Annotated in this window: 20 protein-coding genes; 6 read left to right on the top strand and 14 right to left on the bottom strand. The window is 60.8% G+C overall.

The window, feature by feature from the left end; all coding sequences use genetic code 11:
* Window positions 1–135: 135 nt before the first annotated feature.
* Together J5M66_RS24590 and J5M66_RS24585 are read right to left on the bottom strand one after the other, a co-directional pair.
* Window positions 136–1,149 carry a zinc-binding alcohol dehydrogenase family protein gene (locus tag J5M66_RS24590; RefSeq protein ID WP_207809434.1) on the bottom strand — a complete coding sequence of 338 codons (1,014 nt, stop codon included), beginning with the start codon at window positions 1,147–1,149 and terminating at the stop codon, window positions 136–138.
* 32 nt (window positions 1,150–1,181) lie between these two features.
* Entirely contained in the window at window positions 1,182–1,475 is a 294-nt protein-coding gene (locus J5M66_RS24585; protein ID WP_207809432.1) for a putative quinol monooxygenase, read from the bottom strand.
* Between the two features lie 119 nt (window positions 1,476–1,594).
* On the opposite strand from J5M66_RS24585, the gene J5M66_RS24580 reads away from it, so the two are divergent.
* The 3 genes from J5M66_RS24580 (at window position 1,595) to J5M66_RS24570 (ending at window position 5,086) form a co-directional block, all read left to right on the top strand.
* Window positions 1,595–2,524, top strand: a complete 930-nt coding sequence (locus J5M66_RS24580) for a LysR family transcriptional regulator (RefSeq protein ID WP_016771820.1) — start codon at window positions 1,595–1,597, stop codon at window positions 2,522–2,524.
* Window positions 2,525–2,841: 317 nt separating this feature from the next.
* Window positions 2,842–3,576, top strand: a complete 735-nt coding sequence (locus J5M66_RS24575) for a helix-turn-helix transcriptional regulator (RefSeq protein WP_207809429.1) — start codon at window positions 2,842–2,844, stop codon at window positions 3,574–3,576.
* Between the two features lie 127 nt (window positions 3,577–3,703).
* Window positions 3,704–5,086: an MFS transporter gene (locus tag J5M66_RS24570; RefSeq protein WP_207809427.1), complete on the top strand. Its 1,383-nt coding sequence runs from the start codon at window positions 3,704–3,706 to the stop codon at window positions 5,084–5,086.
* 131 nt (window positions 5,087–5,217) lie between these two features.
* Here the strand turns inward: J5M66_RS24570 and J5M66_RS24565 are convergent, their stop codons facing one another.
* The 3 genes from J5M66_RS24565 to J5M66_RS24555 all read right to left on the bottom strand — a co-directional run bounded on the left by J5M66_RS24565 (window position 5,218) and on the right by J5M66_RS24555 (window position 8,435).
* A complete protein-coding gene (locus J5M66_RS24565) occupies window positions 5,218–6,171 on the bottom strand; it encodes an adenosine deaminase (protein WP_207809425.1) in 954 nt (317 codons plus the stop codon).
* 80 nt (window positions 6,172–6,251) lie between these two features.
* Window positions 6,252–7,217 (bottom strand): 2-oxoglutarate and iron-dependent oxygenase domain-containing protein, encoded by a 966-nt coding sequence (locus J5M66_RS24560; RefSeq protein ID WP_207809423.1) that lies wholly within the window; start codon window positions 7,215–7,217, stop codon window positions 6,252–6,254.
* 144 nt (window positions 7,218–7,361) lie between these two features.
* Complete coding sequence (locus J5M66_RS24555) at window positions 7,362–8,435, bottom strand: BMP family ABC transporter substrate-binding protein (protein WP_016771815.1); 1,074 nt, start codon at window positions 8,433–8,435, stop codon at window positions 7,362–7,364.
* A 287-nt stretch (window positions 8,436–8,722) separates the two neighbouring features.
* On the opposite strand from J5M66_RS24555, the gene J5M66_RS24550 reads away from it, so the two are divergent.
* Complete coding sequence (locus J5M66_RS24550; protein WP_056787779.1) at window positions 8,723–9,814, top strand: calcium:proton antiporter; 1,092 nt, start codon at window positions 8,723–8,725, stop codon at window positions 9,812–9,814.
* 124 nt (window positions 9,815–9,938) lie between these two features.
* On the opposite strand, the gene J5M66_RS24545 is transcribed toward J5M66_RS24550, so the two are convergent.
* The 9 genes from J5M66_RS24545 to J5M66_RS24505 all read right to left on the bottom strand — a co-directional run bounded on the left by J5M66_RS24545 (window position 9,939) and on the right by J5M66_RS24505 (window position 20,397).
* The gene (locus tag J5M66_RS24545; protein ID WP_207809421.1) at window positions 9,939–11,297 is read right to left on the bottom strand and encodes an 8-oxoguanine deaminase; all 1,359 of its coding nucleotides are present in this window, start codon (window positions 11,295–11,297) and stop codon (window positions 9,939–9,941) included.
* A gap of 256 nt (window positions 11,298–11,553) precedes the next feature.
* A complete protein-coding gene (locus J5M66_RS24540) occupies window positions 11,554–12,240 on the bottom strand; it encodes an SDR family oxidoreductase (RefSeq protein ID WP_130887050.1) in 687 nt (228 codons plus the stop codon).
* 277 nt (window positions 12,241–12,517) lie between these two features.
* On the bottom strand, window positions 12,518–13,444 hold the full coding sequence (locus J5M66_RS24535; protein WP_207809419.1) for an ABC transporter permease: 927 nt from the start codon (window positions 13,442–13,444) through the stop codon (window positions 12,518–12,520).
* The gene (locus J5M66_RS24530) at window positions 13,444–14,550 is read right to left on the bottom strand and encodes an ABC transporter permease (RefSeq protein ID WP_207809417.1); all 1,107 of its coding nucleotides are present in this window, start codon (window positions 14,548–14,550) and stop codon (window positions 13,444–13,446) included. The genes J5M66_RS24535 and J5M66_RS24530 overlap by 1 nt, the downstream gene beginning before the upstream one ends.
* Before the next feature lie 12 nt (window positions 14,551–14,562).
* Window positions 14,563–16,110 carry an ABC transporter ATP-binding protein gene (locus J5M66_RS24525; RefSeq protein WP_207809415.1) on the bottom strand — a complete coding sequence of 516 codons (1,548 nt, stop codon included), beginning with the start codon at window positions 16,108–16,110 and terminating at the stop codon, window positions 14,563–14,565.
* Window positions 16,111–16,644: 534 nt separating this feature from the next.
* Window positions 16,645–17,226, bottom strand: a complete 582-nt coding sequence (locus J5M66_RS24520; protein ID WP_207809413.1) for a YigZ family protein — start codon at window positions 17,224–17,226, stop codon at window positions 16,645–16,647.
* Window positions 17,227–17,233: 7 nt separating this feature from the next.
* The gene (locus J5M66_RS24515) at window positions 17,234–17,884 is read right to left on the bottom strand and encodes a TetR/AcrR family transcriptional regulator (protein WP_016771809.1); all 651 of its coding nucleotides are present in this window, start codon (window positions 17,882–17,884) and stop codon (window positions 17,234–17,236) included.
* Window positions 17,885–17,972: 88 nt separating this feature from the next.
* Complete coding sequence (locus J5M66_RS24510; protein WP_207809411.1) at window positions 17,973–19,361, bottom strand: nucleobase:cation symporter-2 family protein; 1,389 nt, start codon at window positions 19,359–19,361, stop codon at window positions 17,973–17,975.
* 115 nt (window positions 19,362–19,476) lie between these two features.
* Complete coding sequence (locus J5M66_RS24505) at window positions 19,477–20,397, bottom strand: LysR family transcriptional regulator (RefSeq protein WP_016771807.1); 921 nt, start codon at window positions 20,395–20,397, stop codon at window positions 19,477–19,479.
* 137 nt (window positions 20,398–20,534) lie between these two features.
* On the opposite strand from J5M66_RS24505, the gene J5M66_RS24500 reads away from it, so the two are divergent.
* Complete coding sequence (locus tag J5M66_RS24500) at window positions 20,535–21,884, top strand: aspartate aminotransferase family protein (protein ID WP_016771806.1); 1,350 nt, start codon at window positions 20,535–20,537, stop codon at window positions 21,882–21,884.
* Window positions 21,885–21,958: 74 nt separating this feature from the next.
* A complete protein-coding gene (locus tag J5M66_RS24495) occupies window positions 21,959–23,452 on the top strand; it encodes a CoA-acylating methylmalonate-semialdehyde dehydrogenase (protein ID WP_207809409.1) in 1,494 nt (497 codons plus the stop codon).
* Window positions 23,453–23,821 lie beyond the last annotated feature (369 nt).

Raw genomic sequence — 23,821 nt, 5'->3', positions numbered from 1 at the left:
TAAAAGATGTATCGCAGAGGCTTCGATTGTAGACCTCGATACCCGCGTAATTGTGACAAGGGTCAAGCAACCGACTGACGGCAAAAAGCCCCGCAACCGCTCTGGCATCACGAGCGGTTGCGAGGCTTTATTTTTTTAGAAACCTTCTAAAACAATTTTCCCCTTGGCCTTGCCGCTTTCCAGCAGCTCATGGGCACGGCGCAAGTTGGCCGCGTTGATCACACCGAAGTGCTCGCCCAAAGTCGTCTTCAAAATGCCGGCGTCGATCAGTTCGGCGACGCGGTTGAGCAGCTTGTGCTGTTCGATCATGTCCGGCGTTTCGAACAGCGAGCGGGTGTACATGAACTCCCAGTGCAGCGACAGGCTCTTGCGCTTGAGCAGGCTGATGTCGAGGGACTTCGGATCGTCGATCAGCGCCAGCTTGCCTTGCGGCGCGAGGGCTTCGACCAGTTGCGCCAGATGCTGGTCGGTCTGGGTCAGGCTGGCGACGTGGGTCACGCTGTCGATGCCGGCGCGTTTCAATTCTTCGCTCAGCGGCTGGCTGTGATCGATGACCAGATCGGCACCGAGTTCACTGACCCAGTCACGGGTCTGTGGGCGCGAAGCGGTGCCGATTACTTTCAGGCCGGTCAACTGTTTGGCCAATTGAGTGAGGATCGAACCCACGCCGCCCGCCGCACCAACGATCAGCAGGCTCTGACCCTCATCATTGCTGCCTTCGCTGATTTGCAGGCGCTCGAAGAGCAATTCCCACGCAGTGATCGCGGTCAGCGGCAGCGCGGCGGCTTCGGCAAAACCGAGGGACTTGGGCATCTGACCGACGATGCGCTCATCGACCACGTGCAACTCGCTGTTGCCACCGGCCCGGGCAATCGAACCGGCGTAAAAGACCTTGTCACCGGCCTTGAACAGGGTGACGTCGCTGCCTACAGCCTTGACCACACCGGCAACGTCCCAGCCCAGCACTTTCGCCGCGCCGTTTTCCGGTGCCACGTTCTGCCGCACTTTGGTATCGACCGGGTTGACCGAGATGGCTTTGACCTCCACCAAGAGGTCGCGCGGGCCGGCAACCGGTTCTGGCAGTTCAATGTCCTGCAGGGACTTGGCGTCGCTGATCGGCAGGGACGCGTAATAGGCAATGGCTTTCATAAGTGGCTCCGTACAGTTGATAGAAGGAGGAATCAGGCAATTTTGCCGAGGCGTTTGAGCTGGAAGTGTTCGATGGTGTGGCCGGCGCCGGCCTGAAACTTCTGAAAATGCGCGCTGGCGTTGTGCGCCTCAAGAATCTCGTCACTGGCCCACTGTTCGATGACATAAAAAACCTGTGGATCGGCAAGGTCGCGGTGCAGGTCGTACTGGCCACAGCCCGGCTCGGCGCGGCTCGGTTCGACGAGGGCACGCAGCGCCTGTTCGAGAACGTCTTGCTGGCCGGATTTAGCGGTCAGGGTGGCGATAGCGGTAAAGGGCTGGGACATGCGTGGACTCCAGAATCGGAATGAATTCGATGGAAGCCATCATTGGCTATTTCTCTGCGCGATAAAACCGGCTAAAAGAGCAGTCTCTTTCAATATTTTTTTGATAATCGAGGCTGCGCATGCTGCGTTTTGATGACTTGCAGTTGTTTGTTCGCGCGGCGGATCTGGGCAGCCTGTCGGCGGCGGCACGGGTGATGGACATGTCTGCGGCGGTGGCCAGCGCGGCGTTGAAGCGCATCGAGCAGCAACTCGGTGCCCGGCTGCTGGCGCGGTCCACCCGCAGCCTGCGCCTCACCGCCGAGGGCGAAGGCTTCCTCGAATATGCCCGCGCCGCCCTGAGCAATCTCGACGAAGGCCGTCGACTGCTCGCCAGCGGTCAGGATCAGGTCAGCGGGATTTTGCAGCTTTCGGCGCCCTCGGACTTCGGCCGCAATCTGCTGCTGCCGTGGCTCGACGCGTTCCAGCGTGAACACCCGAAACTGACGGTGCGCCTGCTGCTTGGCGACCGCATCGCCGACCTGTTCCGGCAACCGGTGGACATCGCCCTGCGCTACGGCGAGCCGGAAGATTCCAGCCTGATCGCCTTGCCCATCGCGCCACACAATCGCCGCGTGTTGTGCGCATCTCCCGATTACCTGGCCCGGCATGGCGAGCCGCGCCAGCTCGAGCAACTGGCCCAGCACAACTGCCTTTTGTACATGCTCGGCAGCCGCGTCCACGACCACTGGAGTTTTCACGATGGCAAGCGCGAAGTCGGCCTGACCGTGAGTGGCGACCGCTTCAGCGATGACGCCGACGTCGTGCGGCTATGGGCTTTGGCCGGTGCCGGTATCGCCTACAAATCCTGGCTCGACGTCGGCGCCGATGTGCTCGCCGGACGCCTCAAAGTGCTGATGCCGGAACTGCTGTGTGAGCGCGCACCGCTGAATCTGTTGTGCGCCCATCGCGCACAATTGAGTAAGCCGGTGAACCTGCTGAGGGAGATGCTCGCCAGCCGATGCGCCGAATTGAGTAGCCAATTTCCCGGTTTCCTCAAAGTTGATCATTAGTCGCAGGCAATTAGAGAAATTTCTGTCAGGAACAATCGCCACCTGCCCAGGCCCAGGCGCAGGACGTCTGGCTTAACCCGCTTATACTAGCGCCCGCCTCATGCCTGCACTGACACCCGGCGCGCAGACCCCGTAACGCGTTGCCGGCTTTTGGTGACGGTTGCTACTTCTGCTGCCAGGTTGTGTGCCGGAGCAGCTGGTGTCGGTGGCATCCCTTGCCACCGATCCCGGGCGATTTTCGCGTGTTGGCCGATGCCCCATAACCGGCCAGGATGTCTCCGAGCGGTAGACGATACGATTCAACAGGGAGTGAACATATGGAACATGCACCGTGCATCAGCCAGATCGCGACATTGCTGGCCGAACCCAAGCGCAGCGCGATGATGTGGGCGTTGATGGATGGCTCGGCCCGGCAAGCCGAAGAGCTGGCGCTGCTGGCCGGGCTCTCGCCGTCGTCGGCCAGTGCGCATCTGGGACGCCTGTCCGCAGGGGGGCTGTTGAACATCGAAATGCGTGGGCGCAAACGCTTCTTTCGCCTGGCGGCACCGGAAATCGGCGCGGCGATCGAAGCACTGGCCAGCGCCACCATTGCCAGCGCGCCACGGCAAATCCCTGATGCGCTGAAACGCACGGCTCCCATGGTCAGACCACAGGCGGCGCCGTCTTCGCTGTTGCGCGCGCGGTTCTGCGACGATCATCTGGGCGGTACTTTGGCGGCCGACCTGTATCAGCGCCTGCTCGATGCCGGCTGGATCGAACAGCTTGAGCAGCGGGTGGTGGTGACGCACAAGGGCTCCACCCGACTGGCCCAGCGCGGAGTGTTCATCCAGGCCCTGGCCCACCGCAACGTGCAGGTCGCCTGCGCCTGCCCGGACTGGAGCGAGCGCCGTCCGCACATGGGCGGCTCACTGGGCGCGGCGCTGTTGCAGTTGTTCATGCAGTCCGGCTGGCTGACCTTGCCCAACGATTCCCGCGCCTTGCAGTTGACCGCCACCGGCCAGCGCGAAATCCATCGCTTTGCCAAGGAAACCGAGCTGGAAACAGCGTTCTAGAGCGTTGCTCGGCGATGAGCTGAAGGCTGACGTCGTCCACGGCTGTGAACAGGTCGCATCCAGTACGACCTCTGAATGACCATCGCGCACACTCGATCCGGGGATTTTCCGGATGGGGGAGCACAACATGAATACACAACGCTTTAATGCGGCTGAACGCCTGGAACGGCTGCCGCTCAGCGGTTATCACCGCGTCATTTTCATCATCATCGCCTTGGCGTTTTTCTTCGACTCCATGGATCTGGCGATGATGACTTTCCTGCTCGGCTCGATCAAAGCCGAGTTCGGCCTGAGCAGTGCGCAAGCAGGGCTGCTGGCCAGCTCGAGCTTCTTCGGCATGGTGCTCGGGGCGTCGCTGTCGGGAATGCTCGCCGACCGCTTCGGGCGCAAACCGGTGTTTCAGTGGAGCATCGTGTTGTGGGGCGTGGCCAGTTACCTGTGTTCGACGGCGCAGACGGTGGAGACGCTGACGCTGTTTCGCATCCTGCTCGGAATTGGCATGGGCATGGAGTTTCCCATCGCACAGTCGATGCTCTCGGAGCTGATTCCGGCACAACGACGCGGGCGCTACATCGCGCTCATGGACGGCTTCTGGCCGCTGGGTTTTGTCGCGGCGGGCGTGCTCTCGTACTTCCTGCTGCCGCTGATTGGCTGGCGCGATATCTTCCTGGTACTGGCGGTGCCGGCGGTGTTCGTTCTGGCGATCCGCCTTTTCATCCCTGAGTCGCCGCGCTGGCTGGAACAGGCCGGGCGCGACGTCGACGCGGACAAGGTGTTGAACGGCATCGAAGCGCGAGTGCGTGCTTCGCTGGGCGGTGCAGCCTTGCCGGAACCGGTTCGTTTGCCACGCACGGTGACGCCACCGGGCAATTTCTTCTCGGCGCTCAAGCAGATCTGGTCGCCGCAGTATCGCCAGCGCACAACGATGATCTGGAGTCTGTGGTTCTTCGCATTGCTGGGTTTCTACGGGCTGACTTCCTGGCTCAGCGCATTGCTGCAGCAGTCGGGTTTCGCCGTGACGCAGTCGGTGTACTACACGGTGCTGATCTCGCTCGGCGGGATTCCCGGCTTCCTCATGGCGGCGTGGCTGGTCGAGCGTTGGGGGCGTAAACCGGTGTGCATCGTCACCCTGCTCGGCGGCGGGGTGATGGCGTTTCTGTATGGGCAGAGCGCGGTGTTCGGCGGCAACGTCGCGTTGCTGATCGGCACCGGATTGTTAATGCAGTTTTTCCTTTTCGGCATGTGGGCGGTGCTCTACACCTACACGCCAGAGCTGTATCCGACTTCAGCGCGGGCAACCGGCTCGGGATTCGCTTCGGCGATCGGCCGCGTCGGCTCACTGCTCGGGCCACTGGTGACCGGGCTGGTGTTCCCGATTACCGGGCAGGGCGGGGTGTTCGCGCTGGGCGCGGCGTGCTTCGCGATAGCGGCGGGCGTGGTGTGGCTGTTCGGGATGGAGACGCGGGGCAAGACCCTGGAAGAGCTTACTGAAACCGAAGTCACTGGCTAACGCTGATCAAAACTGTGGGAGCGAGCTTGCTCGCGAAAGCGGTGTATCAAACAACATCTGCGTTGGATGACACACCGCATTCGCGAGCAAGCTCGCTCCCACGTTGGGTTATGCAGGTGATGCGGTGTTGCTTACGGTTTTACCAACCGCGCATCCAGGCTGTTCTGCGCCAGGCGCTTGGCCTGATCCTGGGTCATGCCCAGATGCTCGTGCAGCGCATGGAGGTTCTCGGTCACGTACCCGCCGAAATAAGCCGGGTCATCGGAGTTCACCGTGACCTTCACGCCGCGCTCAAGCATGTCGAGGATGTTGTGCTGCGACATGTGATCGAACACGCAGAGCTTGGTGTTCGACAGCGGGCACACGGTCAGCGGGATCTGCTCGTCGATGATCCGCTGCATCAGGCGCTCGTCTTCGATGGCGCGCACGCCATGGTCGATGCGCTGGATTTTCAGCAGGTCGATGGCTTCCCAGATGTACTCCGGCGGGCCTTCTTCACCGGCGTGGGCGACGGTGAGGAAGCCTTCGTCGCGGGCGCGATCGAAGACGCGTTTGAATTTGCTCGGCGGGTGGCCCATCTCGGAACTGTCGAGCCCGACCGCGACAAACGCATCACGGAACGGCAGCGCCTGATCGAGGGTTTTCTGCGCTTCGTCTTCGCTGAGGTGGCGCAGGAAGCTGAGGATCAAACCGCTGCTGATGCCCAGTTGCGTCTCGCCATCCTTGAGCGCGGCGGCGATGCCGTTGAGCACCACTTCGAACGGGATGCCCCGGTCGGTGTGGGTCTGCGGATCGAAGAACGGTTCGGTGTGGATTACGTTCTGTGCTTTGCAGCGCAGCAGGTAGGCCCAGGTCAGGTCGTAGAAGTCCTGCGAGGTGCGCAGCACATCGGCGCCTTGGTAATACAAGTCGAGAAATTCCTGCAGATTGTTGAAGGCGTAAGCCTTGCGCAGGGTTTCGACGTCGCTCCACGGCAGGGCGATCTTGTTGCGTTCGGCCAGGGCGAACAGCAGTTCAGGCTCCAGCGAACCTTCCAGATGCAGGTGCAGTTCGGCTTTGGGCAAGGCGTTGAGCCAGTCGTACATAGTCTTTTCTCATCAGGTGCAATGCCGGCATTCTACAGAGGCTGGCCGCAACAATTGGCAAAACCTGACCAGGTGATCGATCAAACCGCCTCTTGTTCACGGCGATAGGCGTAGGTATCGGCGAAGCGCGACAGCAGGAATTCGGCACAGGTGGTGGTCGGATATTTCGCCGGATGCTGTGCGTCCTGGCAACCGGGCAGGCATTCGATGCGCGTGTCCGGGTGCGGTTCGGCGAAGAACGGCATCGAATAGCGATCCACGCCCAGCGGGCTGATCACCCGGTGCGGGGTCGAGCGATAACGGTCGTTGCTCCAGCGCGCCATCATGTCGCCGAGGTTGACCACGAACGTGCCGTCAATCGGTGGCGCGTCGATCCATTCACCATTGACGTTCTTCACCTGCAAACCGCCGGCGCTGTCCTGATAGAGCAGGGTGATGCAGCCGTAATCGGTGTGGGCGCCGGCACCTTGTTGCTCGGCGGAGCTGGCGGTGTGACGCGGCGGATAATGGATCATGCGCAACACGCTGACCGGGTCGACAAAGCGCGAATCGAAGAAGTCGCGCTCGATGCCCAGCGCAATGGTCATCGCCCGCAACAGGGTTTGCGCCAGCGCCTGCATGTCGAGGTAATGCTGCTCCATCAGCGTTTCCCAGCCGGGTTGCGCCGGATGCCGATTGGGGCCGCGCAAAGGTTTTTCCGCGAGCACCTCGGGATGTTCGTTCGGCAGGTGCAGGCCCATGTCGAAGGTTTCTTTGAGATCGCTGGGTTTGTTCGGGTCCAGTTGCTCGGTGGCAATCGCACCGTAGCCGCGATGATGGCGGGTCTGGGTGATGTCGATTTTGAGTTTTTCTGCAGCGGGCAAGGCAAAGAAGCGTTGGGCGTGATCGAGCAGGGCGTCGATGCGCTGCGCCGAGATCGGATGGCCCTTGATGTAGAAAAAGCCCCATTCGCGACAGGCTTGGTCGATTTGTTCGGCCACCGCAGGCCAGGCGTTTTTGTCGTCGCCATAGAGCGGGCTGATATCAATGATCGGAAGCTGATCCATACACAATCCTTGAATACGCTGTGTTGCCAATGTGGGAGCGAGCCTGCTCGCGAAGAGGGAGTGTCAGACAACATTTTTGTTAATGACACACCGCTTTCGCGAGCAGGCTCGCTCCCACAGGGTTCTGTGTGGTGAATCGGGGGACTACTTCGGCATCTCGGCCTTCATGCCCTCAACGTAATAATTCATCGAAGCCAGTTCCGCATTGGTCGCGCTCACGCCCGCGGGGATTTTTTCCACACCGGCCTGATCCTTGATCGGCCCGGTAAACGGCTGCAATGCGCCGCTCTTAATGTCGGCGATCAACTGCTCGGCTTCGGCTTTGACCGGCGCCGGCACCAGATCGCTGATCGGCAGTTCCACCGTGCCTTCCTTCAACCCGCCCCAGTAATCCTGAGATTTCCAGGTGTGATCGATCACGCTCTGCGTCGCCTGAATGTAGTGTGGCGCCCAGTCGTTGACGATCGAGGTCAGCACCGCTTTCGGGCCGAAGTGGGCCATGTCCGAGGCATAGCCCACGGCATACACGCCGCGCCGTTCGGCAGCCTGAATCGGCGCCGGGCTGTCGGTGTGCTGGAACACTACGTCGACGCCCTGATCGATCAGCGCGTTGGCGGCGTCGGCTTCCTTGCCCGGATCAAACCAGGAGTTGACCCACACCACTTTGATTTCGGTGCCAGGGTTGTACTTGTTCAGGGCCAGCTGGATGGCGTTGATGTCGCGGATCACTTCCGGAATCGGGAACGAGGCGACGTAGCCGATCTTCTTGGTCTTGGTCATCTTCGCCGCGAGGAAACCGCCGACGTAACGGCCCTCGTAAGTGCGCGCCAGGTAAGTGCCGAGGTTCTTGTCCTGCTTGTAACCGGTGGCGTGTTCGAAAGTGACCTTGGGGAATTGCTTGGCGACTTTCACTGTCGGGTTCATGTAGCCGAAAGACGTGGTGAAGATCAGGTCATATTTGTCCTTGGCCATGTTGCGGATCACCCGCTCGGCGTCGGCGCCCTCGGCGACGTTTTCCACGTAGTTGGTGGTGATCTGCGTGCCGAGTTTTTCCGCCAGGGCCTTGCGCCCCTGTTCGTGCTGATACGTCCAGCCGTGGTCACCGATCGGGCCGATGTAGACGAAACCGACCTTCAGCGGATCGGCAGCGCTGGCGCTCAGGCTGATTCCCAGACCGATGGCGGCGTACAGCAGTTTGTGCAGCGGACGTATTGGCATGAACCCGAACTCCATTTTGTTGTGTGTGCTCAGGGCCAATGCAAATTGCTGACCAACAGGACAACAAACACATTTGAAAACGCGGCGCGGCCTTCGCGAGCAGGCTCGCTCCCACAGCGGACGCATTTCAATGTGGGAGCGAGCCTGCTCGCGAAGAGGCCGGCAAGGCCAATAAAAGTGCATGCCTGAATCCAGCTGCCATCGCGTGGTGCGTAAAGATGTAACGAAACGTTAGTGGCGCGCGGCAGTCAGTAGCTTCATCAGCTCTTTTCGGCAAAAGGCCCGTCATGCTCTCAATCCTCAAACAAGAAAGCTTCCTGCTGCTGGCAGTCCTTGCCGCGTGCGTCGCTTATCCACTGGAACACTGGCTGCTGCACAGCGGCCAGATCGTCGCGCTGGGCGGCGGTCTGCTGCTGATCGCCTTTATCGTCGCCGCTTCGATGCGCGTCGCTCATCACGCCGAACTGCTCGCGGAAAAGGTCGGCGACCCCTACGGCACGATGATCCTCACGCTCTCGGCGGTGCTGGTCGAAGTGGTGATCCTGGCGATCATGATGAGCAACGAAGCCTCGGCGACGCTGGTGCGCGACACGATTTATTCAGCGGTCATGCTCGACATCAACGGCATCCTCGGCCTCGCCGCTTTGATGGGCGGGATCAAACACGGCGAGCAGTCCTACAACGACGATTCGGCGCGCAGCTATAGCGTGATGATCCTTACCGCGATGGGCGTATCGATGGTGGTCCCGGAGTTCATTCCCGAGGCCAACTGGAAGATGTATTCGGCGTTCACCATCGGCGCGATGATGGTGCTCTACGCGCTGTTCCTGCGCATGCAGGTCGGCCCGCACAGTTACTTTTTCAGCTACAGCTACCCGGACAAACGTCGCAAGAAGGAGCCGGTCGAGCAGGAGCCGAAGCCGGTCAGCCTGGCGCTGTCGATCGGCATTCTGGTGTCGGGGGTGGTGATCATCGGCGCACTGGCCGAGGTGATGTCCAAGACCCTCGATCTGGGCCTGGAAGGCACGGGCGCGCCGCCGGTGATCACGGCGATTCTGGTGGCAGCGATTTCCGCCGCGCCGGAGATTCTCACCGCACTGCGTGCAGCACTGGCCAATCGCATGCAGTCGGTGGTCAACATCGCGATGGGCGCGTCACTGTCGACGGTGATTCTGACCGTGCCGGTGATGGAAGCGATGGCGCTGTACACCGGCCAACCATTTCAGATGGCGATGACTCCGGTGCAAACGGTGATGATCTTCATCACCCTGATCGTCAGCGCAATCAACCTCAATGACGGCGAAACCAACGCCATTGAGGGCATGACGCACTTTGTGCTGTTTGCCACATTCATCATGCTGTCCCTACTGGGCCTTTAGGGCTGGCAGATACCCATGTGGGAGCGAGCCTGCTCGCGAAAACGGTGTGTCATCCAACAAACATGTTGTCTGACACTCCCTCTTCGCGAGCAGGCTCGCTCCCACAGTTTTGAACGGCGGTGAGTCAGGTACCGGCGATCAGTTGGCGAGCGGCTTGGCTGTGATCGGCGATCAAACCTTTCAGGTCCAACCCCTCAACCTGACCATCAACCACACGCCACTTGCCGCCAATCATCACCCGATCCGCCCGATCCGCGCCGCACAACAACAGCGCCGAAATCGGATCGTGGCTACCGGAGAAGCGCAGTTCATCGAGCTTGAACAACGCCAGATCCGCCTGTTTGCCCACGGCGATTTCGCCGATGTCGCTGCGACCGAGCAGGCTCGCCGAACCCTTGGTCGCCCAGCCCAGCACGCGCTCGGGGGGGATCTTTTCGGCGCCGTAACGCAGGCGCTGGATGTACAGCGCCTGACGCGCTTCGAGGATCATGTTCGAGGCATCGTTGGACGCCGAACCGTCAACGCCAAGACCGAACAGCGCGCCGGCGTCGGTCAGCTCGATGCTCGGGCAGATGCCGGACGCCAGGCGCATGTTCGAGCTTGGGCAGTGGCAGATGCCGGTACCGGCCTGGCCGAGGCGGGCGATTTCGTCGGGGTTGAAATGGATGCCGTGGGCCAGCCAGGTTCGCGGGCCGAGCCAGCCGACGCTGTCCAGATAATCGACGGTGCGCAGACCGAAACGTTGCAGGCAGAAGTCTTCTTCATCAAGGGTTTCAGCGAGGTGGGTGTGCAGACGCACATCGAGCGTGTTCGCCAGATCAGCACTGGCCGACATGATTTCCGGGGTCACCGAAAATGGCGAACATGGCGCCAGGGCGATCTGTATCTGCGCGCCGTCGCCACGCTCGTGATACTCGTGAATCAGCCGCTGGCTGTCGTCGAGAATCACCTGGCCTTCCTGCACCGTTTGTTGCGGAGGCAGGCCGCCGTCCTTCTCGCCAAGGCTCATCGAGCCGCGCGTGAGCATGGCGCGCATGCCCAGTTCACGCACCGTTTCGACCTGCACGTCGATGGCGTTTTCCAGACCATCCGGGAACAGATAGTGATGGTCGGCAGCGGTGGTGCAACCTGAGAGCAGCAATTCGGCCAGCGCCACTTTGGTGGCGAGGGCGAGTTTTTCAGGCGTCAGCCGCGCCCATACCGGGTACAGGGTTTTCAACCACGGAAACAGCGGCTGATTGACCACCGGCGCCCAGGCGCGGGTCAGGGTTTGATAGAAGTGGTGGTGAGTGTTGATCAGGCCCGGCAGGATCACATGCTCGCGGGCATCGAACACTTCATTGCACGGCGCCGACGGCTGCTGACCGGCAGCGAGGACTTCGACGATCACACCGTCTTGCACGACAAGACCGCCACGGGCATCAAGCTCGTTGGAGGTGAAAATGGCGAGGGGATTTTTTAACCAGGTACGGGTCGCAGGCATTGTGGCCGGCTCCTCTGAAAGTTGGGTTCAGGGTTGCCAGCTCAGTGTTGCCCTGTCTGCTGATCCAGGGTCGCCGCAAAGGACGAGGCGCGCAGTTTCAAACAAATCGCCGCGCCGGGCAAGCGCCACCCGACCATTCACCATCACTCCCTGTGGGAGCGAGCCTGCTCGCGAAGGCGTCATGTCAGTCGATACAGATTTACCTGACAGATCGTATTCGCGAGCGGGCTCGCTCCCACATCGGGATTTTCAGTGCTTACCAGGCAATCGTTTCACCCTTGTAATTGACGAAGTGATGCCCGCCCTTGCCGGTGAATGCATTGACCTGGTCAATCAGCCCGCGAGTGCTGGTCTCTACATCCAAGTCAGCACCTTCGCCGCCCATGTCGGTCTTCACCCAGCCCGGGTGCAACGACAGTACGGTGAGTTTCTGTTCACCCAGTTGCGTGACAAAACTGTTGGTCATCGAATTCAGCGCCGCTTTGCTCGCCTTGTACAACGCCAGCTCCGGCGCGTCGGGCATGGTCACGCTGCCGAGCACCGAACTCATGAACGCCAGCACGCCGCTGCCTTCGCGGATCTGCCCGACGAAACGCTGGGCCAGATTGATCGGCGCCACTGCGTTGGTGAAAAACAGTTGCCCGACCTCGGCCAATGTCGCGCCGCCCGGCGTCTGCACGTCCGGGCCTTTGACCCCGGCGTTGACGAACAACAGATCGAAGGTTTCGCCCTTGAGTTTCTGGCTTAGAGCGATCACCGCTTGCTGATCGTCCATGTCGAGCTTCTCGATGCGCACGTCACCCAGCGCTTGCAGCGCCTCGGCCTTCTGCGGATTGCGCACTGTCGCGGTCACTTGCCAGCCATCGCCCAGCAGGGTCTTCACCAGACCGAGGCCCAAGCCGCGGGAGGCGCCGATGATCAGTGCGTTTTTTGCCTGAGACATGATGGGTTTCCTTGAAAGTCAGCATTCAGGATTCAATGGACACGCCTGACCAAGGCGCAGTTGCAGCGCTTGGCGAAAAACAGGCTTTGATCCCGGAGCATACTCCAGGCCTCTTGAGTTTCTCGAGGGTGTTTGATCAGAAACAATCATGAGGCGTGGTTCAAGTGTTGCCTGTGCGGACGCCTTCGCGAGCAGGCTCGCTCCCACGCTTGCCCGCGTTCACTCAGATCCCTTGTGGGAGCGAGCCTGCTCGCGAAGAGGCCCGCTCTGACAACGATCAGTGTCCCGATTGCCACGGCTGCCCCAACGAAACCGGAGCATACAATCGCGTACGCACGGCATCGCGGGACAGCAGCACCAGCACCAAAATCGTCGCCACATACGGCAGCATCGCCAGCAGGCTCGAAGGAATCGCCAGTCCCAATCCCTGTGCCACCAAGTGCAGGATGCTGGCGAGGCCGAACAGATACGCCCCTAGCAGCAAGCGCCTCACCCGCCAACTGGCAAACACCACCAGCGCCAGAGCGATCCAGCCGCGCCCTGCGGTCATGTTCTCTGCCCACATCGGTGTGTACGCCAGCGACAGATAAGCCCCGGCCAGCCCGGCCATTGCTCCGCCGAACAACACCGCCAAGGTGCGCACGGTCAGCACCGGCAAGCCCATGGCGCTTGCCGCATCCGGGTTTTCACCGACCGCTTGAATGATCAGGCCGACACGACTTTTGATGATCACCCACGCCACCAGCGCAAACAGCGCGAACGACAGATACACCAGCAGATCCTGGGCAAACAGCATCCGCCCGATCAGCGGGATCTCACTCAGATACGGAATCGCCAAAGGCTCGAAACCTGCCAGCGGCTTACCCACCCAGGCCGCGCCGACAAATGTCGACAGGCCCACGCCGAAGATCGTCAGCGCCAGCCCGGTGGCCACCTGATTGGCGTTGAACACCAGCGCGACCAGGGCAAACAGTGACGACAACAACATCCCGGCCAACATCGCCAACAGCACACCCAGCCACAGGTTGCCGCTGTTCAGCGCGACGATGAAACCGATCACCGCACCGAACAGCATCATGCCTTCCTGGCCGAGGTTGAGGACGCCGCTTTTCTCGCAGATCAACTCACCCAATGCCACCAGCAACAGCGGCGTGCCGCAGCGGACCATCGCGTAGAAAATATTGCTCAACAGATCGATATCCATCACAGCGCTCCGGCGGTTACGGCACGGGTCGAGGCGCGCCGGGTCCAGCGCAGTTTCAGGCGTGGCCGATAGAGAATCAGCACGTCACAGGCGAGCAGGAAAAACAGCATCATGCCCTGGAACAATTGGGTGATCGCTTGCGGCAGATTGAGCGACATCTGCGCGCTCTCGCCGCCGATGTACAGCAGCGCCATGAGCAGACTGGAGAACAGAATGCCAAGCGGATTCAACCGTCCGAGGAACGCCACGGTGATCGCTGCGTAGCCATAGCCCGGCGACACCTGCGGCACCAATTGGCCGATCGGCCCAGTCACTTCGCAGACCCCGGCGAGCCCGGCCAGACCACCGCTGATCAACAGCGCCAGCCAGATCAGGCGCTTCTCGCGAAAGCCGACAAAACCTGCCGCACGCTTGTCCAGCCCGAGCACTTTGATCTGGAAGCCGATGAAGCTTTTCTGCAACAACACCCACACCGCAACCAGCGCGAGCAGGGCGAAATACACGCCGGCATGCACGCGGCCGTCCTCCAGCAGCAGCGGCAAGCGACTGGCGTCGCCGAACATCGCCGACTCGGGGAAATTGAAGCCCGCCGGATCCTTCAACGGCCCGTGCACGCAGAACAGCAGCAGGTTCAACGCGATGTAATTGAGCATGATGCTGGTGAGGATTTCGTTGGCGTTGAAGCGCGTGCGCAGCCATGCGGTGAGCCCGGCCCATGCGGCGCCGGCCAGCGTGCCGGTCAGCAGAATCAGCACCAGCGCCCAGCGACTTTGCATGTCGATAACGTTCACTGCCAGAGCACTGCCGGCCAAGGCGCCAAGTAGAAGTTGGCCTTCGGCGCCGATGTTCCAGATCCGCGCCTGATAGGCCACCGCTAGGCCGAGTGCGCAGAGCAGAATCGGCAGCGCCTTGACCAGCAATTCAGACACGCCATACAAATCGCTGACCGGTGCGATCAGCAGCGTGTGCAAGGTTTGCAGTGGGTCGTGGCCCAGCGCGATGAACAACAGCGAGCCGCAGCCGAGGGTCAGGGCCGCCGCCAATAACGGCGAGCACCACAGCATCAGGCGCGATTGCTGGCCACGGGGTTCGAGAGAAAGCAGCATGTTGAAACTCCGTTAAACCGAAGCGGCGCGAGGTGAGTGATCGAACTGGCCGGCCATCCACGCGCCGACATCGCTCAGTTGTGTAGCGCTGGTGTCTTGCAGCGCCGAGAGACGCCCGCCGCACAGCGCGCCGAGGCGATCGCTGATCTGGAACAGCTCATCGAGGTCTTCGGAAATCACCAGAATCGCCGCGCCGGCATCGCGCAGGGCGATCAAGGCGCGATGAATGGTGGCGGCGGCACCGACGTCGACGCCCCAGGTCGGGTGCGCGGCGATCAGCAGTTTCGGTTGCTGAAGAATTTCCCGGCCGAGGATGAATTTCTGCAAGTTGCCGCCGGACACGCTGCGCGCAGCGGTTTGCGTGTCCGGGGTCTTCACGCCGAAACGCTGGATGATCTGCTGCGCGAGGGCTTCGACTTTGCTTCGTTGAATCAACCCGTGGCTCACCAGTCCGTGCTGAAAAGCACTGAGCAGGGCGTTATCGGCCAGACTCAACTCCGGCACCGCGCCGTGGCCGAGGCGTTCGGCCGGCACGAAGGCCAGACCGAGTTTGCGCCGCGCATCCGGGCGCAGGTCAGCGACGTTTCTATCTGCGAAGCGCAGGGTCGCCGCTTGCGCACGAGGCAAGGGCTGTTCGCCACTGAGCAGGGCGAGCAGCTCATCCTGACCATTGCCCGCGACCCCGGCGATGCCGACGATTTCACCGCTGCGCACTTGCAGGTCGATGTCGGTCAGCGAGCAACCGAACGGATCCGGGTTGTGCCAGCTCAAACCCTGCACCTGCAGAAACGCCGCGCCACCGCTGACCTTCGGATACTCGCCAATCAAAGCCGCCGCTTCACCGACCATCATTTGCGCCAGTTGCTGGTCCGAACATTCGGCGGGCACGCAATGCCCGGCAACCCGGCCGCCGCGCAGCACCGTGGCGCTGTGGCACAAGGCGCGCACTTCACCGAGCTTGTGGCTGATAAACAGAATGCTGCAGCCCTCGGCGGCAAGGCGCCGCAGGGTGATGAACAATTCGTCGGCCTCTTGCGGCGTCAGCACTGAGGTCGGCTCGTCGAGAATCAACAGGCGGATGTCCTGCATCAGGCAACGGATGATTTCCACCCGCTGGCGCTCGCCAATCGACAGGCTGTGGACAAGTCGCTCCGGTTCCAGGGCCATGCCATAACGCCGTGATACTTCGCGGATCTTCGGCTCCAGTTGCTTCGGCGTGCCGGCCGCCGCGCCCATCGCCAGGGCAATGTTCTGCGCCACGCTGAGGGTTTCGAACAGGGAGAAATGCTGGAACACCATGCCAATGCCCAACTGCCGCGCCTGCGCCGGATTGCGTATCTGCACGCGCTGCCCCTGCCAGAGCATTTCACCGCTGTCGCACTGGGTGACCCCGTAAATGATCTTCATCAACGTACTTTTGCCCGCGCCGTTTTCACCGAGCAGGGCATGGATCTCACCCGGCGCGATGCTCAGGTCGATGGCGTCGTTGGCCAGACAACCGGGGTAGCGTTTGCTGATCTGGCGCAGTTGCAGGCGCGGTGGGGAAGGGGCGATGGACATGACAGGCTCGACTGACTTGGAGTTGTGCCTGTGGATAAAGCAATTTCCTGGCCATTGAGTCAGGAACGCTTGCGGAGCCAGTCCGCAAGTGCCGACAGCAGCGCATCGGCGGGTGTTTTGTCTTTCAATCGAGCACCAATTCAGCGCAAAGCCATTGAACAGGCTCCAGTTTTGCCCGCTCGCAGTTGGTTAAAAAACGAGCAACTGCCTGGGAGCCAGACAGATCCAGCAGCTGCGGCGGTCATGAACGGCTTATCCACAGGTTGCTCCACAGTAATTGTGCGCAAGCGCCGAGGGCGGGCATAAGCACTGCGATGCTTTGTTCTAATGGTGATAAACGAAGGTAACTGTTTGTTTTTACGCTGGATTTCCCTTTCGTCGGGTCAATTGAACGAAAATTGAACAAATCGCGCAAAGCCGCATGACAGAAGGGTTACAGCGGTATGTGCTCAGGTTATCCACAGTCGGGTGCACAGCAGGTGTGGGCAAGTCTGTGGAATAAGGAAAACGAGGGATGCCCTAAAAGATCGCAGCCTACCGCTGCAACAAAATCCGCCCACGGCTCAGATCCGCCAACTGACTCTGCAACACGTCGATCTGCGCTTCCCCCACCGCCAGCTTCAACTCAACGCCATTGGCTGTGAAGTTCTCCTCCACCACCAATCCACCGAGATCGGCCACGCGCAACTTCACCAGCGCCAACTCGGCAAATCCGCAGGCGCAACTGAGCGGTACGCGGCTGATCAGCTCGATTTTGTCCGCCGCTTGCAGGCACTTGTTGGCGCCACCGCCATAGGCTCGGGCCAAACCGCCGGTCCCCAGTTGAATGCCGCCGTACCAGCGAATCACCATCACCGCGACCTGATCGCAGTCCTGCGCCTCGATCGCCGCCAGAATAGGGCGCCCGGCCGTGCCGCCCGGCTCGCCGTCGTCAGTGCTGCGGTATTGCGCGCCGAGTTTCCACGCCCAGCAATTGTGCGTGGCATTCAAATCGCTGTGCTGCTCGAAAAACGCCTGCGCATCGGCGGGGCTGCTGATCGGCGTCGCCAGAGTGATGAAACGGCTTTTGCGAATCTCTTCGCGGTACTCGCAAAAACCGCTGAGGGTGAAAGGCATAAACGTCTTATAAAGAAGGAGTGAGGCCGCAGCCTTTGAGAATGATGCGGATCAGGTTGTTGCCGGCGTCTTCCATGTCTTGCTTGGTCAACTTGCTGCGCCCGGTGACGCGGCAGATCTGCGTGGCGAAGTCGGCGTAATGCTGGGTGCTGCCCCACAGCAGGAAGATCAGATGCACCGGGTCGACCGGGTCCATTTTGCCCGCATCGATCCACGCTTGAAACACCGCCGCGCGCCCGGTGAACCAGGTGCGGTAATCCTGATTGAAATATTCGCTCAGGCATTCGCCGCCGCTGATCACTTCCATGGCGAAGATTCGCGAAGCCTGTGGCTGGCGCCGCGAGAACTCCATCTTCGCACGGATGTAGCGGGTCAGCGCTTCGGCCGGGTCATCCTCGGCAGTAAGGGTGTTGAAGGTGCTGTCCCACAACTCGATGATGTTGCTCAGCACCGCCACATACAAACCGAGCTTGTTGGTGAAGTAGTAATGCAGGTTGGCCTTGGGCAGCCCGGCATTCTGCGCGATGGTGTTCATGCTGGTGCCTTTGAACCCGTGACGGGCGAACTCGTCTTCGGCGGCTTTGAGAATGGTCTCTTCGTTCTTCTGACGAATGCGGCTGGCGGGTTTGCCGCCGTGGGCTGGGACTTCAAAGGTCATAGGCACTTCCGGGATTGTCTGTGGGTGCAACCAGTTGCGTTGATAGCGCACCCACAGGCATCCGACAAGTCCTGGCGCGGAAAAACAGTTACGCCTGTTCGATCTTGTTCAGTGACGCGGGGCTTTTTGTCTCAACAGTTTTGCCTTCCGGCAACAACAGACACAGGACGATTGCCGTCAGCCCGCCGCTGGTGATCGCCGAGTCGAACAGGTTCTGCAGCAGTTTCGGCAGCAGGTGCAGCAGGTTCGGTTGCGCGGCGATGCCGAGGCCGACGCCGAACGAAGTGGCGATGATCAACATGCTGCGCCGGTCCAGCGGCGACTGCGCGAGAATGCGCACGCCCGCCGCCGCCACAGCGCCGAACATCACCAGCGTTGCGCCACCGAGCACCGGTTTCGGGATTTGTTGCAGCACCGCACCGATCATCGGGAACAGGCCGAGGCAGAACAGGATCGCGCCGATGTACAGGCCGACGTAGCGGCTGGCAACGCCGGTCAATTGGATCACGCCGTTGTTCTGCGCGAACGTTGTGTTGGGGAAGGCGCTGAATGTCGCCGCGATCATGCAACTGACACCATCACCGAGCACGCCACCTCGCAAGCGGCTTATATAAGAAGGGCCGCTGATCGGTTGGCGGGCAAGCATGCAATTGGCGGTGAGGTCACCGACGGTTTCGATGGTGCTGATCAGGTAAATCAGCGCGACCGGCAGGAAAGCGGTCCAGTCGAAGTTGAATCCGAACTTGAATGGCGTAGGAAAACTCACCAGTGGCAAGTCAGGCAACGGCTGCGGGACCAGTTTCCCGCTGAACCACGCCGCGAGGCTGCCGAGCACCAGCCCGATGATGATCGCCGACAGGCGCACCCACGGCGTATTCGAGCGGTTGAGCAGAATGATTGTCAGCAGCACGAACACGCCCAAGGCCAGATTGCCCGGCGCGCCGAAGTCCGGCGCGTTGAAGCCGCCACCCAGATCGGTGATGCCGACCTTGATCAGGCTGATGCCGATCAGCGTGATGACGATGCCGGTCACCAGCGGTGTCACCACTCGGCGCAACTGACCGATGAAGCGGCTGAGCACGATCTGCACGATTGCGCCGAAAAAGCACACGCCGAAAATCATCGCCAGGATATCTTCCGGGCTGCCGCCGCGCTGCTTGACCAGAAACCCGGCCGACAGCACCGCACCGAGAAACGCGAAACTGGTGCCTTGCAGACAGATCATCCCCGCGCCAATGCCGAACGGTCGCCGCGCCTGGATAAAAGTGCCGACGCCCGAGACCATCAGCGCCATGCTGATCAGGTACGGTAGATGCGCGGTCAGCCCGAGCGCGGAACCGATCACCAGTGGCGGGGTGATGATGCCGACGAAACTGGCGAGCACGTGTTGCAGTGCGGCGAGAATGGCGGCGAGTGGTTTGGGGCGGTCGTTGAGGCCGTAGATCAGTTCACTGGATGAATCGGAATCTGGCTGCATGGCTTTGGCTTCTTGAAGGAGAGTTATCCCTTCTCTGCAAAAACCTGTCCACTTGCTCAGGTTATTTCTGGATTCTGTCGATGAGGCCCTGCCGGGCTGGGCTCTGCGCGCTTATCTATCGCGTCGCGGCCAGGCTCTCGAGGAAACTTTCCAGCACCAAATGAGGGCGCCGCCCCTTGCGCGTGACCGATGCCAGACTCAAATCGTAAAAACGCGTGCCGGCCTTGAGCGCACGCAAGCGCCCCTGCTGTACCCAAAGATTGGCGTAGTGATCCGGCAGGTACCCGATGTAGCGCCCGGTCAGAATCAGAAACGCCATGCCTTCACGGTCAGAGGCACTGGCGGTGCAGTTGAGCGCCTGATAATGCGCCTGAATCTCCGCCGGCAAACGAAAGGTCGGCGCAATCGCGTCCTGACTGTCGAGGCGTTGATCATCGAGTTGCTTGTCGTCGACATAAAACAGCGGATGACCCACCGCGCAATACAGCAGCGAACGCTCGCTGTACAACGGCTGATATTCCAGTCCCGACAAGGCGCTGGCCTGCGGCACCACGCCGACATGCAGACGCCCGTCGAGTACGCCTTGCTCGACTTCATTCGGCGCAATCATGCGGATCTGAATCTGCACATCCGGCCCGCGCTCCTTCAATTGCGCGAGGGCGTGGGTGATGCGCATGTGCGGCAGGGTGACCAGATTGTCGGTCAGGCCGATGATCAGCTCGCCGCGCAGGTGTTGGTGCAGACCGTTGACCTCAGTGCGGAAGCTTTCCAGCGCACTCAACAATTGCAGCGCTGATTGATACACCTCACGGCCTTCCTCGGTCAGGGAAAATCCGGCCCGGCCGCGCTGGCACAAGCGCAAGCCGAGGCGCTGTTCCAGATCGCTCATCTGCTGGCTGATCGCCGAGCGGCCGATGCCAAGCACGGTTTCCGCTGCGGAGAAGCCGCCACACTCCACGACACTGCGAAAAATCCGCAGCAGGCGTATATCAAAATCACTGACCTGGGCCAATGGATCGGCGCGGCGGCTGCTCATTTTTTGTTCTCTTTGTTTAGCAATGATCTAACTGAAGGTTAGAAGAGTTGGATTTCACCGACTTTATCGCCGTGGCAATTTAGCTGCAACAACGCTTTCCATCTCCCTGACGCTTATGCCCTGCGAGGTTTTGCCCGATGAACATGCCTGAAAACGCGCCGTCGCCACTGGCCAGCCAACTGAAGCTGGACGCGCACTGGATGCCGTACACCGCCAACCGCAACTTTCAGCGCGACCCGCGTCTGATCGTCGGCGCTGAAGGCAGCTGGCTGTTCGATGACAAGGGCCGCAAGATCTACGACTCGCTGTCCGGTCTGTGGACCTGCGGCGCCGGGCACACCCGCAAGGAAATTCAGGAAGCCGTTGCGAAACAGCTGGGCACTCTCGATTACTCGCCGGGTTTCCAGTACGGCCATCCCTTGTCGTTCCAACTGGCAGAGAAAATCACTGAACTGACCCCGGGCAATCTGAACCACGTGTTCTTCACCGACTCTGGTTCCGAGTGCGCCGATACTGCGGTGAAAATGGTCCGTGCCTACTGGCGCCTGAAAGGCCAGGCGACCAAGACCAAAATGATCGGCCGCGCCCGTGGCTACCACGGTGTGAACATCGCCGGCACCAGCCTCGGCGGCGTCAACGGCAACCGCAAGCTGTTCGGTCAGGCGATGATGGACGTCGATCACTTGCCACATACGCTGTTGGCAAGCAATGCGTTTTCCCGCGGCATGCCGGAGCAGGGCGGTATTGCTTTGGCCGATGAGCTGCTCAAGTTGATCGAACTGCACGACGCTTCCAACATCGCTGCGGTGTTCGTTGAACCGATGGCCGGCTCTGCCGGGGTACTGGTTCCGCCGCAGGGTTACCTCAAGCGTCTGCGCGAGATCTGCGATCAGCACAACATCCTGCTGGTGTTTGACGAAGTGATCACCGGCTTCGGCCGCACCGGTTCGATGTTCGGCGCCGAGAGCTTCGGCGTGACCCCGGACCTGATGTGCATCGCCAAACAAGTCACCAACGGCGCGATTCCGATGGGCGCGGTGATTGCCAGCTCCGAGATCTACCAGACCTTCATGAACCAGCCGACGCCGGAATACGCCGTGGAATTCCCCCACGGCTACACCTATTCGGCGCACCCGGTGGCCTGTGCCGCCGGTCTTGCGGCACTCGATCTGCTGCAAAAGGAAAACCTGGTGCAGAGCGTCGCCGAAGTCGCGCCGCATTTCGAGAACGCGTTGCACGGCCTGAAAGGCTCGAAGAACGTCATCGACATCCGCAACTACGGCCTGGCCGGCGCGATCCAGATTGCCGGGCGTGACGGTGATGCCATCGTGCGTCCTTTCGAAGCGGGCATGGCCTTGTGGAAAGCCGGGTTCTACGTGCGCTTCGGCGGCGACACCCTGCAGTTCGGCCCAACCTTCAACAGCAAGCCGCAAGACCTCGATCGTCTGTTCGACGCGGTCGGCGAAGTGCTGAACAAGCTCGACTGATTTTTCCCTCTATATATGTACAAAAGTGCGGGCGCCTCTCACGGCGCCTGCGGACCAGAATTCAGGAGTGTTCGATGAGTGTTATCCCGCATTTGATCAATGGCGAACTGGTGACCGAAACCGGTCGCGCGGTAGATGTGTTCAACCCGTCCACCGGCCAGGCGATCCATAAACTGCCACTGGCCAGCCAGGCCACCATTCGGAAAGCCATCGATGCCGCCAAGGCTGCGTTTCCGGCCTGGCGCAACACGCCGCCGGCCAAACGCGCCCAAGTGATGTTCCGTTTCAAGCAACTGCTTGAGCAGAACGAGGCGCGCATCTCGCAACTGATCAGCGAAGAGCACGGCAAGACCCTGGAAGACGCCGCCGGTGAATTGAAGCGCGGTATCGAGAACGTCGAGTTCGCCTGCGCCGCCCCGGAAATCCTCAAGGGCGAGTACAGCCGCAACGTCGGCCCGAACATCGACGCCTGGTCGGACTTCCAGCCGTTGGGCATCGTTGCCGGTATCACCCCGTTCAACTTCCCGGCCATGGTGCCGCTGTGGATGTACCCGCTGGCGATCGTCTGCGGCAACTGCTTCATCCTCAAGCCATCCGAGCGCGATCCAAGCTCGACGCTGCTGATCGCTCAGTTGCTGCTGGAAGCCGGGTTGCCGAAAGGTGTGATGAGTGTGGTCCATGGTGACAAGACGGCGGTGGACGCGTTGATCGAAGCGCCGGAAGTCAAAGCGCTGAGCTTCGTCGGTTCGACACCGATTGCCGAATACATCTACGCCGAAGGCACCAAGCGCGGCAAACGCGTGCAGGCACTGGGCGGCGCGAAGAACCACGCGGTACTGATGCCGGATGCCGATCTGGACAATGCGGTGAGTGCACTGATGGGCGCGGCCTACGGTTCCTGCGGCGAACGCTGCATGGCCATCTCGGTGGCCGTGTGTGTTGGCGATCAGGTCGCGGACGCGCTGGTGGCGAAACTGGTTCCACAGATCAAAGCGCTGAAAATCGGTGCGGGTACCTCGTGCGGTCTGGACATGGGGCCGTTGGTTACCGGTCAGGCGCGTGACAAGGTCAGTGGTTATGTGGATGACGGTGTGGCGGCGGGCGCGACCCTGGTGGTCGATGGCCGCGGTCTGAGCATCGCCGGTCATGAAGACGGCTTCTTCCTCGGTGGCTGCCTGTTCGACAACGTCACTCCAGAGATGCGCATCTATAAAGAAGAGATCTTCGGGCCGGTGCTGTGCGTGGTGCGGGTGAACAGCCTGGAAGAGGCGATGCAACTGATCAATGATCACGAATACGGCAACGGCACCTGCATCTTCACCCGTGACGGCGAAGCGGCGCGGCTGTTCTGTGACGAGATCGAAGTCGGCATGGTCGGCGTCAACGTGCCGCTGCCGGTGCCGGTGGCTTATCACAGCTTTGGCGGCTGGAAGCGTTCGCTGTTTGGCGACCTGCATGCGTACGGTCCGGACGGCGTGCGCTTCTATACTCGTCGCAAGGCAATCACCCAGCGCTGGCCGCAGCGTGCAAGCCATGAAGCTTCGCAGTTCGCATTCCCTAGCTTATAAGTAGCTGGATGTGCAGAAGGCCGACCTTTCAGGTCGGCCTTCGCGTTTTCGGGGCTTTTTTACCGATATGACAGAAATATGAAAATAGGTGTTGACGGCAGATTCCAGAGGTCTATAATTCGCCCCACTTCCGGCGCAGTCGAAACGGAAAACTCCTTGAGATTCAAAGAGTTATGCAGCTTTCGACAGCGACTTGCTTCAGGTCATCGAAGCCTAGAAGGAGTTGAAAGAGCGGTGATGTCTGGCTCTTTTAACGGTTCGATCTTCTCGGTCGAAAGCGGAGAAAAAGAGGTGTTGACAGCAGCGATTAACGCTGTAGAATTCGCCTCCCGCTAACGAGAGATCGGAAGCGCAAGTGGTTGAAGTTGT

Source organism: Pseudomonas sp. 67(2021) (genome assembly GCF_017491835.1).
GTDB lineage: Bacteria > Pseudomonadota > Gammaproteobacteria > Pseudomonadales > Pseudomonadaceae > Aquipseudomonas > Aquipseudomonas atacamensis.
The sequence above is the reverse complement of the archived record's forward strand: the minus strand, read 5'-3'. Positions and strand labels throughout refer to the sequence as shown.